This is a genomic window from Oceanibaculum pacificum, assembly GCF_001618175.1.
Lineage (GTDB): Bacteria > Pseudomonadota > Alphaproteobacteria > Oceanibaculales > Oceanibaculaceae > Oceanibaculum > Oceanibaculum pacificum.
The window spans coordinates 25,112-36,972 of sequence record NZ_LPXN01000109.1 but is presented as its reverse complement, the minus strand read 5'-3'; the positions used below and the strand labels follow the sequence as shown (position 1 = coordinate 36,972).

13 protein-coding genes are annotated in these 11,861 nt (G+C 66.3%); 5 read left to right on the top strand and 8 right to left on the bottom strand.

Annotated features, from left to right (window positions below):
- Window positions 1-43 precede the first annotated feature (43 nt).
- Genes AUP43_RS10485 through serS form a run of 3 tightly spaced genes read right to left on the bottom strand, consistent with a single transcriptional unit; the run spans window position 44 to window position 2,772 of the window.
- Window positions 44-709, bottom strand: coding sequence for a protein-L-isoaspartate(D-aspartate) O-methyltransferase (locus AUP43_RS10485; protein WP_084462720.1), 666 nt, complete (start codon window positions 707-709; stop codon window positions 44-46).
- A 10-nt stretch (window positions 710-719) separates the two neighbouring features.
- Window positions 720-1,502 carry a 5'/3'-nucleotidase SurE gene (gene surE / locus AUP43_RS10480; protein WP_067556324.1) on the bottom strand — a complete coding sequence of 261 codons (783 nt, stop codon included), beginning with the start codon at window positions 1,500-1,502 and terminating at the stop codon, window positions 720-722.
- Window positions 1,495-2,772: a serine--tRNA ligase gene (gene serS / locus AUP43_RS10475; RefSeq protein ID WP_067556321.1), complete on the bottom strand. Its 1,278-nt coding sequence runs from the start codon at window positions 2,770-2,772 to the stop codon at window positions 1,495-1,497. The genes surE and serS overlap by 8 nt, the downstream gene beginning before the upstream one ends.
- Before the next feature lie 139 nt (window positions 2,773-2,911).
- On the opposite strand from serS, the gene AUP43_RS10470 reads away from it, so the two are divergent.
- From AUP43_RS10470 to fliP, 4 genes are read left to right on the top strand one after another with little or no spacing between them, the layout of a single operon-like run.
- Window positions 2,912-3,349: an EscU/YscU/HrcU family type III secretion system export apparatus switch protein gene (locus AUP43_RS10470; RefSeq protein WP_084462719.1), complete on the top strand. Its 438-nt coding sequence runs from the start codon at window positions 2,912-2,914 to the stop codon at window positions 3,347-3,349.
- A complete protein-coding gene (locus AUP43_RS10465) occupies window positions 3,346-3,657 on the top strand; it encodes a hypothetical protein (RefSeq protein ID WP_067556318.1) in 312 nt (103 codons plus the stop codon). The genes AUP43_RS10470 and AUP43_RS10465 overlap by 4 nt, the downstream gene beginning before the upstream one ends.
- A gap of 26 nt (window positions 3,658-3,683) precedes the next feature.
- Window positions 3,684-4,142: a flagellar biosynthetic protein FliO gene (locus AUP43_RS18665; protein WP_084462718.1), complete on the top strand. Its 459-nt coding sequence runs from the start codon at window positions 3,684-3,686 to the stop codon at window positions 4,140-4,142.
- A gap of 14 nt (window positions 4,143-4,156) precedes the next feature.
- On the top strand, window positions 4,157-4,936 hold the full coding sequence (gene fliP, locus AUP43_RS10455) for a flagellar type III secretion system pore protein FliP (RefSeq protein WP_067556340.1): 780 nt from the start codon (window positions 4,157-4,159) through the stop codon (window positions 4,934-4,936).
- A gap of 15 nt (window positions 4,937-4,951) precedes the next feature.
- Here the strand turns inward: fliP and AUP43_RS10450 are convergent, their stop codons facing one another.
- Together AUP43_RS10450 and AUP43_RS10445 are read right to left on the bottom strand one after the other, a co-directional pair.
- Complete coding sequence (locus AUP43_RS10450) at window positions 4,952-5,476, bottom strand: aromatic-ring-hydroxylating dioxygenase subunit beta (RefSeq protein ID WP_067556315.1); 525 nt, start codon at window positions 5,474-5,476, stop codon at window positions 4,952-4,954.
- Window positions 5,477-5,486: 10 nt separating this feature from the next.
- On the bottom strand, window positions 5,487-8,336 hold the full coding sequence (locus tag AUP43_RS10445; protein ID WP_067556337.1) for an FAD-dependent oxidoreductase: 2,850 nt from the start codon (window positions 8,334-8,336) through the stop codon (window positions 5,487-5,489).
- Window positions 8,337-8,490: 154 nt separating this feature from the next.
- On the opposite strand from AUP43_RS10445, the gene AUP43_RS10440 reads away from it, so the two are divergent.
- Window positions 8,491-8,862: a hypothetical protein gene (locus tag AUP43_RS10440; protein ID WP_067556311.1), complete on the top strand. Its 372-nt coding sequence runs from the start codon at window positions 8,491-8,493 to the stop codon at window positions 8,860-8,862.
- A gap of 51 nt (window positions 8,863-8,913) precedes the next feature.
- Here AUP43_RS10440 and AUP43_RS10435 read toward each other — a convergent pair whose 3' ends face one another.
- The 3 genes from AUP43_RS10435 to AUP43_RS10425 all read right to left on the bottom strand — a co-directional run bounded on the left by AUP43_RS10435 (window position 8,914) and on the right by AUP43_RS10425 (window position 11,837).
- Window positions 8,914-10,200, bottom strand: coding sequence for a TRAP transporter large permease (locus AUP43_RS10435; protein ID WP_067556309.1), 1,287 nt, complete (start codon window positions 10,198-10,200; stop codon window positions 8,914-8,916).
- Window positions 10,197-10,760, bottom strand: a complete 564-nt coding sequence (locus tag AUP43_RS10430; RefSeq protein WP_067556306.1) for a TRAP transporter small permease subunit — start codon at window positions 10,758-10,760, stop codon at window positions 10,197-10,199. The genes AUP43_RS10435 and AUP43_RS10430 overlap by 4 nt, the downstream gene beginning before the upstream one ends.
- A gap of 75 nt (window positions 10,761-10,835) precedes the next feature.
- Window positions 10,836-11,837, bottom strand: coding sequence for a TRAP transporter substrate-binding protein (locus AUP43_RS10425; protein ID WP_198154877.1), 1,002 nt, complete (start codon window positions 11,835-11,837; stop codon window positions 10,836-10,838).
- Window positions 11,838-11,861: the final 24 nt, after the last annotated feature.

Genomic DNA, 11,861 nt, shown 5'->3' with positions numbered 1-11,861 from the left:
TGCTTCGAGACGCCGCCCAAGGCGCTTGGGCCTGCCTGATGGTTCACTTCTTGTCCGTCATCCGATCCGGGTCGGCCGGCATGCCGGCGATCAGCGGCACGAAGCGCACCGGCCAGAGCTTCTCCAGCGTGTGGCCCTCGGCGGTCTTGCGCACGCGCACCACATGCTGGCTTTCCGGGCGCGGCCCCAGCGGCAGCACCATCAGCCCCTCCGGGGAAAGCTGGTCGACCAGGGCCATCGGCATCTCGGCCGCCGCCGCCGTCACCAGGATGCGGTCGAACGGGGCCTGTTCCGGCCAACCCTTGGTGCCGTCGCCGGCCCTTGTGGTGATGTTGCTGTGGCCCAGCGCATAGAGCCGCTGCTCGGCGTCGCGCAGCAGATCCTTGTGTCGCTCGATGGTATAGACCCGGCGGCACAGCCGCGCCAGGATCGCCGTCTGGTAGCCGGAGCCGGTGCCGATCTCCAGCACCTTCACCCGCTCGCCCAGATCGAGCGCCTGGGTCATCATGCCGACCACGATGGGCTGGCTGATGGTCTGGCCGCAGCCGATCGGCAGCGCGGTATTATCGTAGGCTTGATCGCCGAAGGTCTGCGGCACGAAAGCCTCGCGCGGCACCCGCTCCAGCGCCGACAGCACGCGCGTGTCGGTCACGCCGGCGCGGCGCAACTCCATGATCAGCCGGATTTTTCGGGCATCCTCGAAGCTCACCGCATCCCCCTCAGCCCAGCGCTTTCTTCAGCGCGGTCAGGGTGGATTTGTCGGTCAGGTCCAGGCGGATCGGCGTAACCGAGATATAGCCCTCGGCCACCGCCTCCAGGTCGGTGCCCTGCTTCGCCTCTTCCTCGGTCTTGATCAGCCCGACCCAGAAATAGGGCACGCCGTAGGGATCCTTGCCCTCCTGCACGGCAGAGCCGATCTTGCGCTGCGCCTGGCGGGTCAGCTTCACGCCCTGCACCTTGCGGGCCGAGGCGTTGGGGAAATTGACGTTCATCAGCACGCCTTCCGGCCAGCCCTCGGCCAGCAGCCGGGCCACGATATCCGGCCCATGCTCCTCCGCCGCCGACCAGTGCGGCGGCTTCTGGAAGGCGATGGCCTGGCTGAGCGCGATGGATGGCAGGCCGAGCAGCGTGCCTTCCATCGCCGCCGCGATGGTGCCGGAATAGGTCACGTCCTCGGCCATGTTGGCCCCGCGATTGACGCCGGACAGCACCAGGTCCGGCCGGGCGTCGCGCAGCAGATGGTTGACCGCCAGCAGCACGCAGTCGGTCGGCGTGCCATCGACCGCATAGCGCCGCGGCGACACCTCGCGCAGCCGCAGCGGGCTGCGCAGCGTCAGCGAATGGGCGGAGCCGCTCTGGTTCAGCTCCGGTGCCACCACCCACACATCGTCGGACAGTTCCTTGGCGATCTTCTCCAGCACCTTCAGGCCGGGCGCGTTGATGCCGTCATCGTTGGTGACCAGGATGCGGCATTGCTTCAGCGGCTTGTCGAGCTTAAGCATCGGCGCGGATGACCTCCAGCCCGCCCATATAGGGCCGCAGCTTCTCCGGCACGGTCACCGACCCATCCTCGTTCTGGTAATTCTCCAGGATCGCCACCATGGTCCGCCCGACCGCCAGGCCGGAGCCGTTCAGCGTATGCACGAAGCGGGTGTTCTTCTCCCCTGCCGCGCGGAAACGGGCCTTCATGCGCCGGGCCTGGAAATCGCCGCAGTTCGAGCAGCTGGAAATCTCGCGATAGGCATTCTGCCCCGGCAGCCAGACCTCGATGTCGTAGGTCTTCTGCGCGCCGAAGCCCATGTCGCCGGTACACAGGATGATGGTGCGATAGGGCAGGTCCAGCCGTTCCAGCACGGTCTCGGCGGCGCGGGTCATGCGCTGATGCTCGGCCTCCGACTGGTCGGGATGGGCGATGGAGACCATCTCCACCTTGGTGAACTGGTGCTGGCGGATCATACCGCGCGTATCGCGCCCGGCCGCCCCCGCCTCGGACCGGAAGCAGGGCGAATAAGCGGTGAAGCGCTGCGGCAATTCCTTCTCGTCCAGAATGCGGTCGGCCGCCAGATTGGTCAGCGGCACCTCAGCGGTCGGGATCAGCCAGTAATCATTGGTGGTGCGGAACAGATCCTCGCCGAATTTCGGCAATTGCCCGGTGCCGAACAGCGCCTGGTCGCGCACCATGAAGGGCACCTGCGTCTCCTCATAGCCGAACTCCAGCGTGTGGATGTCCAGCATGAAGGCGGCCAGCGCGCGTTCCAGCCGCGCCAGATGCTTGCGCAGCACCACGAAGCGCGCGCCCGACAGCTTCGAGGCAGCCTCGAAATCCATCATGCCCAACGCCTCGCCGATCTCGAAATGCTCCTTCGGCGTGAAGCTGAAATTGCGCGGATTGCCGGTGCGGCGGATTTCCACATTATCCGCTTCGTCCGCGCCGACCGGCACATCGGCGGCCGGCAGGTTCGGGATGCCGGCCAGGATCGACTCCAGCGCGTCGCCCAGCGCCTTTTCCTCGGCCTCCAGCGCGGCGAGCCTGTCCTTGATGGCGGCGACTTCCTGCATCAGCGCCTCGGCGTCGCCGCCCTGGCGCTTGATCTGGCCGACTTCCTTGGAGGCCTCGTTGCGGCGGGCCTGCAGGCTCTGCAATTCGGTCAGCGCGGCGCGGCGGCGCTCATCCTTGGCCAGGATGTCGCCGGCCATCGGGGGCAGGCCGCGACGGGCCAGGGCGGCGTCGAAGGCCGCCGCATCGTCGCGGATAAGCTTCAGATCGATCATGGAAAGGCGTCCGCCGGAAACGGGATAAAGGCGCGAAGCGTTATAGCGGCTCTGCCCCGTCGCGTCTAGGAAGCGGGCTTCATTGTCGCCCGCCGCGAGAGCGGCTACAGTGCCAGCGGAGAATCCACGGAGCCACGCCATGGAACCGAAGAAACCGGTGACGCGCGGCCGCCTCGGCGAGAGGCTGTTCGACCTGATCGAGGATCTGGACACGCCCCAGGCTGCGTCCGGCCGTCCGCAGCCCTCGGCCGACCGCCAGATCGCCGTCGCGATATCGCATGAGCCCGGCGCGGAGAAGGCGCCGGTCGTCGTCGCCCAGGGCTATGGCGCGGTGGCGGAGAAAATCCTGCGCCTCGCCTTCGACCATGATGTGAAGGTGCGGCGCGATCCCGACCTGGCCCAGGTGCTGATGGCCGTCGAGATGGACCAGGAGATACCGGTGGAGGCGTTTGCGGCGGTGGCGGAGATATTGTCCTACGTCTATCGCGCCAATGCCCGCATCGCCACCGAGGGCGAACCGGCGCACGAGGATGACGAGCCCAACACGCTGAACGCCTGGACCCAGGGAGCGTCATGACCGCCGCCGAATTGCAGGAAAAACTGACCGCCCTACAGGCCACGCTGGACCGGATGGCCGACGCCGCCGGCCGGGGCGAGCCGGTCGATCTGTCGTTGATCAGCGGCGATGTCGAAAGCCTGTGCGGCCGCGTGCTGACGCTCAGCGCGCCGGAGGCCCGCGCCCTGCTGCCCGGCATGCAGCGCGCCATCGGGCAGCTCGACCGGCTGGCGCAGACGCTGCGCGACCGGCAATCGGAAACCGAAGCCGCCGAGGAGAAAGCCGCGAGGCTGCATGCCGCGCGCGCTTATGGTAAAGCCTATCGCTAACGCCACGAAGGAAAGAGCGAATCGCCATGAGCGTCGAGAATTACCTGTATGCCATCCTGGCGCTCGTCTTCGTGCTGGCCCTGCTGGGATTGCTGTTCCTGGTGCTGCGCCGGTTCGGCTTTGGCGGGGCGATGCCGCGCAATCGCGGCCAGCGCCGCCGCCTGGCGCTGGTCGAGGTGCTGCCGGTCGACGCCAAGCGCCGGCTGGTGCTGCTGCGCCGCGACGGCCAGGAACATCTGATCCTGCTGGGCCCGGATAAGGATTTGCTGGTCGAAAGCGTCGCTCCCGGCAGCGCCGTCGCCGCCGCAAGCGACGAGGCACCCGTGCGGACGCCAGTCGCCTCCCCGGTCGCCTCCCCGGCCGCGTCGCCCGCCCCCGCCGGAACGGCCAAGCGCGAGCCGGCCTTCGGCGCCATGGTGCGCAACGAAGGAGCGCGGGACGATGACGGGCCGACGCTCGGCACGCCGCGAGATCGCCGCTCTTGACGCTGGCGGCCGCGATGTCCCGCCTCACCCGCACGGCCCCGCGCCGCATCCTGGCCTGCCTCGCGCTGGCCGCCCTGGCGGCGGCCGGGCTGACGCTGACCGGCGCAACCGCCGCGCTGGCGCAGAATTTCAGCCTGGATTTCGGCTCGCCCGACGGCTCGACCACGGCGCGGATCATCCAGCTTCTGGCGGTCTTCACCGTGCTGTCGATCGCGCCGGGCATCCTGGTGATGGTGACCTCCTTCACCCGGATCATCGTGGTGCTGTCCTTCCTGCGCTTCGCCATGGGCACGCAGTCGACGCCGCCGAACATCGTCATGATCAGCCTGGCGATGTTCCTGACCTTCTTCATCATGCAGCCGACGATGGACCAGGCCTATCGCGAGGGCGTGCTGCCGCTGATCGAGCAGCAGATCGACGAGGCCCAGGCGCTGGAACGGGTGGTCGAGCCATTCCACGCCTTCATGCTGAAGCATGTGCGCGACCAGGATTTGCAGCTTTTCCTGGAAATCTCCAAGGCCGGGCCGGAGGAAGTCGGCGCGCAGACGCCGCTGCGCGCGCTGACCCCCGCCTTCATGATCAGCGAGCTGCGCCGCGCCTTCGAGATCGGCTTCCTGATCTACATCCCGTTCGTCATCATCGACATGGTGATCGCCTCGATCCTGATGTCGATGGGCATGATGATGATTCCGCCGGTCATCGTCTCGATGCCGTTCAAGCTGATCTTCTTCGTGCTGCTGGATGGCTGGTACATGATCGCCGGCAGCCTGGTGCAAAGCTACGGGCCGCTATAGGCCGCCCGTAGCGTCTTACACCGGGTAGACCACCGAATTGTCGATCAGCAGATTGTCGTAGACCGCGCGGCGCTGCTTCAGCTTCAGCGCGGCGTCGACCCGCACGAAAATATCGTAATAGGTGCCGATCTGGTGCAGCTTCGCTTCCGGCCGGTCGAACAGCGTCTGCAACAGCAGATAGTTCGCCGTGGCGACGATCTCGCCATTGGCGCGGTTCTCGACGATCCGGGTGTTGGCGATGAAATGGCGCATGTAGCGCGGCGCGAACATCGCCGTCTTCTCGATGGCGAAGATGCGGTCGCGCAGCATGCCCTTGCCCTCGCAATAGACCAGGCCGACCGGCAGGCCGGCATTGTGGTTCTCACGCGCGGTGATGACGTAGAGCCCGTCCTCGGCGAAGAAATCCGGCCAGTCCGACAGCGGCCCGTTATCCAGCGCCTCGGCGTAGGCAGCGTTGAATTCCTCGATCTCCTGGCGCAGCAGCAGCCGGTCGAGCAGCGCGTCGCTTTTGCTCGGGGTCTTCAGGGAGGTAATGGTCATGTCCGTCTCCTCAAACCCCGATCACGTCGCGCCAGTGCTTGTACATCGCGCGGATCGCCGATTCGGAGATCAGCGTGTCGGCCGTGCCGGCCGGGGTGCCGGGGTCGAGGGCGACCAGATGCTGGCCGTTCGGCACGTTCTTCATGCCGTCCTGCACGAATTTGATCGCCTCGTTATCCTCCAGCCCCAGGAAGCCGGCGGGGCCCATCAGATTGCCCTGGCGCAGGCGGTGGCGCGTCATCTCCTCGTCGTCGCCCTCGAAGCCGAACATGGTCCAGATCATGGTGAACTGGTTCGGCCCTTCCGGCACAATATGGCGCACGCCCAGCGTGTTCATCTCGCGCTGCACGATCAAATTCGGCCAGATGGTCGACATGGTGACCGACCAGGGCGAATCGAATTCCGGCTTGAAATCCATGAAGCGCGGCTCTTCCAGCACCATGCCTTCCTTGTAGGCGCGCATCTCCTTCTTGGAATCGTCGCTGACCACGGTCTTCTCCGACTTGGCGGAGCACATGGCGCCGTGGCGGCCGCTCTCGTCGCACAGCATCAGCGACTTGTTGCCGGCGACCAGCAGCCCGAAGGTGACCAGAAAGGTATGCAGCAGCGTGGCGTGATACGGGTCCTTCAGATTCTCGTGGTAGAGCTTCCAGTTGCCCGGCAGCGTGTTGCGGTAATAGCCCAGCACGACCAGCTTGCGGCCGTCGAAGGTGGCGTCGAACTCGCGCGTCATCTCGGGGCCGAGATAGGCGTCGAACGGCTCCATATCGTCGGCATAGGAGGCGAAGATGACGCCGCCGCGCGTGGTGACCGCCAGCTTGCGCGGATGATGGTCGGCCTGGTTGAAATCCTTCGGCATGCCGCCCTTGCCGTCGACGCCGCGGCGGAACGGAATGCCGGCCAGATTGCCCTTAAGATCGTAGGTCCACTGGTGATAGGGGCAGACGAACTCCGTCGCGTTGCCGCGCAGCTCCCGGCAGAATTCGGCGGCACGGTGCGAGCAGCGATTCTCGAACACATTGATGCCGCCCTGCTCGTCGCGCGACACCACCACCGGGATCGGCCCGACATAGGAACGGATAAAGTCGCCCGCCTTCGGGATCTCGGCTTCCAGCCCGACATAGTTCCAGGTATGGCCCTTGAAGATTTTCTCGACCTCCAGCCCGTAGATATGATCGTCGGTATAGACCCAGTCGGGCACGCGGGTCAGCCCATCGGCCGGCCAGACATACTGCTTGGCGGCCGGGGTCGCAGCGGGAGCGGCCTGCTGCGGCAGGCTTTCCAGCGTCCGTTCATAGCCCATGGAACTCTCCTTCTGCTGATCCAGCCAGCGCAATCCCTTGAGGCCGGCGCTCGGGTCCTCGCCCTTCTGGAAGCGCCTGCGGGCGATGCGGAAGGTCTCCGCGTCGCCAAAGATGATAGCCGAGGCGATATGCCCGTCCCGTTCCGTCAGATACACCGATTCCGGCGCGCCGATCTCGCCCTGCACCGCCACCCGGTCGCCGGCATGCGGGATGCCGACCATCTGGATGTTCAGGCCGAACTGTTCGGTCCAGAACCAGGGCAGATCCGGCGCTTCGGCCGGCTTGCCCAGCATGGCGAGCGCGGCGGCGCGGCCCTGCGCCTCGGCATTGGCCCAGCTTTCCAGCCGGATGCGCCGCCCCGCCACGGCCTGCGGATAGAGTGCGCAATCGCCGGCCGCGAAGATATTGGCGTCGGAGGTGCGGCAGGCCTCGTCGATGACGATGCCGCCGGCGACCGACAGGCCGGCGGTTTCCGCCAGCTCGGTATTGGCGATGGCGCCGATGCCGGCCACCACCAGATCGGCCACCATCTCGCTGCCGTCGGCGAAGACAAGCTGGGTGCCCACCCCGTTGCGGCGAATGCCGGCCAGCGCCGCCCCCAGCCGGAACGCGACGCCGGTGGATTCCGCCAGCGCCTGGAACGCCTGGCCGATGGCCGGCGGCAGGATGCGCGACATCAGCACCGGCTCGCGCTCGATCACCACCACCTCGACGCCGCGCGCCCGGGCGACGGAGGCCAGCTCCAGCCCGATGAAGCCGCCGCCGATAATGGCCAGCCGCTGGGCAGTCGCCAGCGCCTGGCCGATGGCCTGGGCGTCCTCCATCGTGCGCAGATACAGCACGCCATCGACATCCGGCAGATAGCGGGCGCGGGCGCCGGTGGCGATCAGCAGCTTGTCGTAGCCCAGCCGCTCGCCGGTCGACAGCGCCACCTGCCTGGCCTTGCGGTCGATGGCACCGGCCCGCGTGCCGGTGCGCAGATCGACGTCGAGCGCCGCCAGCTCCGGCGCCTTCAGCACATGGCAATCGGCCGACGATATCTTGCCGAGCAGCAGATCCTTGGACAAGGGCGGCCGCTCATAAGGCGGGTGCGCCTCCTCCGCGATCATCACGATGCGGCCGGCGAAGCCCTCGCCGCGCAGATGCTGCGCCGCCCGGCAGCCGGCCTGGCCACCGCCGACGATGACGAAGGTGCGGGAATCCTGCCCCACCGGCATTGCCGGCGCGGCGGCCTCGACCGTCGCGGTGGTCTCCAGATCGACGAAGACATCGTCGCCCGCGCGCTTTACCGCATAGGTCGCCAGGCGGCCGGTGACCGGGGCGCATTTCGCCTCGCCGGTGCGGATATCGAACTGCCCCTGATGCAGCGGGCATTCGACGCAGCCATCCTCGACATAGCCGTCCGACAGGAAGGCGAATTGATGGGTGCAGATATTGTGCGTGGCGTAGAGCGCGCCATCGAGCAGATAGAGCGCCACCGGCGTGCCGGCGACATCGACGCCGACAACCCCGCCTTCCTTCAGATCGCTAAAAGACGCTGCGCGCAGCCAGCCCATGATCAAGCCCGTTCTGCCGTGGCAATAAGATCAGTATGCCCCGTATTTTGGAGGCGGGCAAGCCAATGACATATGCGCCAGGGGCCGCGATGATTGCATCAGCAATATAGTCAGTATACCGTCATATATAGCGATCAACCCAGGAGGCATCCCCATGGCGCAGGAACCTTTGGCGACGAAGGGCAATTTCCTTCACATCTACGATTTCCGCATCCAGCCGGGCACCGAGGCGGAGTTCATCCGCCTGTTCGAGGAATTCGATTATTCCGACGGCAACCCGATGCATAAGAGCTGGGCCCAGGTGAAGGACGGCGTGCTGTGCCGCGACACCGAGGACCCGTTGCGCTTCTTCCTGATCGCCGAATGGTCGGACATCAAGGAGCATGCCGCGATCCGCAAGATCCTGGCGGAAGAGATCAAGCCGGAATTCATCAAATTCATCGAGGGCGGCAAGTTCGTCCCGAAATATGTCGAGGTGGTCTCCTCGACCCCGGAAGAGATTCTGAACAAGGCCGCCGGGGAATAATCGCCCGGCTCGACGCGCCCGCCAAAAGCCGGGCGGGCGCGGCGGCCCCCGCTATTTCATCGTCGAGGGGAACCAGAGGATGATTTCCGGGAAGCTGGCCAGGATCGCCAGCAGGATCAGATGCGTCAGCACATGCGGGGCGACGCCGCGGAACACCTCGCCGACCGGCCGTCCGGTATAGCGCGACACCACGAACACGTTCAGCCCCAGCGGCGGCGTCACCATGCCGACCTCGGCGGCGACGATGACGATGATGCCGAACCAGACCGGATCGTAGCCCAGCGCCATCACCACCGGCAGCGTCACCGGCACGGTCAGGATCAGGATCGCCACCTGATCCATGAAGCAGCCCAGGATCAGATACACCACGATGATCAGCGCCAGCACCAGGCCGGGCGAGAAATCCGCATTGCCGATGGCCGACACGATGGTCGGCGTCACCTGGGTAATGGTGAAGAAATAGCCGAACACATGCGCGCCCATGATGATGGTCACGATCATGCAGGTGGTGTGCGCGGCGTTCACCACCGCCTTGTAGCCGTTCGACCAGGTCAGTCGGCCGGAGCGGATCGCCAGCACGAACGCGCCGAATGCGCCCAGCCCCGCCGCCTCGGTCGGCGTCGCCACGCCCAGATAGATCACCCCGGTCACCAGCAGGAACAGCATCAGCACCGGACCGACGACGCGCAGCGAGGCGAATTTCTCGCGCATCGTGTAGGAATCGCCGCGCGGCGCCACCTTCGGGTTGATGGCGATCAGCGCCAGGATGGTCAGGATGATGGTCAGCGTCACCAGGATGCCCGGCACGATGCCGGCGATCAGCAGCTTGCCGATGCTCACATTGGCAACCAGCCCGTACAGGATCAGCGCCACGCTGGGCGGAATCAGCATCGCCAGCGTGCCGGTGATGGCGACGATGCCGCCCGCCACCTCCGGATCGTAGCGCTGGCGCATCATCGCCGGGATCGAGGTGGCCGACAGGGTGGCGGCCGAGGCGGTGCTGGAACCGCAGATGGCGCCGAAGCCCGCCCCGGCGATGGCGGCGGAGATGCCCAGCCCGCCCGGCACGCGCCCGACCCAGACGGCGGCGCACTGGAACAGCCGCTCGGCAATGCCGCTCACGATGATGAACTCCGCCATCAGCATGAACATCGGCACGGTGATCAGCTCATAGGACGAGGCGGAGGAAAGCGGAGTCGTCTCCAGGATGCCGAGCAGGATCGGAAAGCCGCCGACCCAGTACAGGCCGACGGACCCGGCGATGCCCAGCGCGAAGCCGACAGGCGTGCCGATGGCCAGCAGCGCCAGCAGCAGCAGGGTGATGGTGAGCGCCATCATGTCGCGCTCCCCCCGCGCAGCGCCTCATCCTCGGCATTGCCCTCCTCGGGCGCGGTAATGTCGGTGCGGCCCCCGGCGATCAGCAGGAAGCGCGCCGCCTGTAACAGCAGCCGCAGCAGGATCACCGCTACCCCCACCGGCACCAGCCCGTAATAGATCCAGGTCGGCCAGGCGATCGGACCGCTCAACACATCGCCGGAGACAAAGGCCCCGGCGGCGCGGTCCAGCCCGCGCTCGAAGATCGGCAGGAAGAAGATCAGCGCCAGCACGCTGGTCAGCAGATCGGCCCCGGCGCGCCAGCGCGGCGACAGATGCAGATAGACGATGTCGACATTCACATGCCGGCGCGCGCGCAGCGTGTCGGACAAGGTGAAGAAGAACAAAGCGGCCATCAGATAGAGCGAGATCAGGTCGAACGCCCAGGCCAGCGGCGCATTGAACAGATAGCGGCAGGCCACATCGACCACGATGATCAGCATGATCGACATCATCACCGCGACGGCGATGGCGATGTAGCAGCGCTCCAGCGTGGCGATCAGCCTGCCGAGGGCGATCAGCATTTCGAGGCTTCCTGGCTTGGCGCAAGGGAATGCCGGCCGCGCGCCCTTCTGGCCGCGGCCGGCGGAGGGAGAATGTTACTGGGCCTTCAGGGCCTTGTTGAACGCTTCCAGCACGGCGGTGCCGGGCTTGCCGCGCTTGTCCAGCGAGGCGGCCCATTCCGTGCCCACGCCGGACAGCAGCGGGCCGAGCGCCTGCTTATCCTTCTCCGGCAGCTCGACGAAGGTGACGCCGGCCTTCTTCAGCGTCTCGATGGCTGGCTTCACGTCGGCGTCGATCTGCTTGCAGCTTTCCAGCGTGATTTCCTCGCCGATCTTCAGCATGGCCGCCTGCACGTCTTTCGGCAGCGACTGGAACTTGCGCTCGTTGATCATGAAATTATGTACGAAGCTGCCGAAATTCTGGCCGCTCGTGCTGTATTTCACCAGCTCCTGAAGGTCGTATTCCATCAGGTTGGGCAACGGGAAGACCAGCCCGTCCATGGTGCCGCGCGACAGCGATTCGTAGATTTCCGGCCCCGCCATGCGCACCGGCACCACCTCCAGCTTGCGGGCCATGATCTCCATGGCGCCGCCGGCGGTGCGCAGCTTCTGGCCCTTCAGGCTGTCCAGGCCCTTGATCTCGTTGCGCGACAGGATCTGATAGGGCGGATTGACGAGCATATAGAGCAGCCGCACCCCGTTCGGCGCGAATTCCTCCTTCGCCAGGGGGCCGCTCTTGGCGACTTCCCAATAGGCCTTGGTGCCGGCGCAGGAGGTCGGGAAGGCGCCGGGCAGCTCGACCACGCCGGAGAGCGGCATCTTGTCGGAGATGAAGGCCGGCGCGATGTAGGCGATATCGGCCACGCCCGCCTGGGTCAGCGACAGGAAATCCTTCACCTTGCCGAGCTGCTGGGCGGGATAATATTCGAAATCCACCTTGCCGCCGGTCGCCGCCTTCACCTTCTCCATGAAGGGCAGCGTGTAGTATTTCGGGATGAAATGGCCGACCGGGAAGCTGTCCGCCACCCGCAGCTTCACCTCCGCCGCCTGGCCGGCCCCGGCGGTGACGCCCAGCAGGACGGCCGCGAGCGCGGACATCCCAATCCATGACCGCATGATCTT